Here is a 340-nt window from a genome sequence, read left to right as displayed (position 1 = left end):
AGGCTTTCTTTGATAGCATCGAACCGGACCTGCTGATGCGGGCTGTGCGCAAGCACACCGATTGCCCGTGGGTGCTTTTATACATCGAACGATGGCTGAAAGCGCCAGTGCAGATGCCGGACGGAAATCTCGTCGTCAGAGAACGAGGAACGCCACAGGGCGGGGTAATCAGCCCCCTCTTGGCAAACCTCTTTCTTCACTATGCGTTTGACATGTGGATGTGTCGGAATTTCCCGGACATTCCGTTTGAGCGTTATGCTGACGACGCGATCTGTCATTGTCGGACCGAGGACCAAGCGATGGCGCTTCAGAAAGCTCTGGACGCGCGTTTTACTGACTG

At 55.0% G+C, this 340-nt stretch carries 1 protein-coding gene; it reads left to right on the top strand.

The window, feature by feature from the left end:
* Nucleotides 1-340: reverse transcriptase domain-containing protein (locus ACPYOI_RS36065; protein ID WP_481424173.1), on the top strand; the 340-nt coding region annotated here is incomplete at both ends.

Source organism: Rhizobium sp. SVR5-2C, assembly GCF_056755115.1.
The sequence above is the reverse complement of the archived record's forward strand: the minus strand, read 5'-3'. Positions and strand labels throughout refer to the sequence as shown.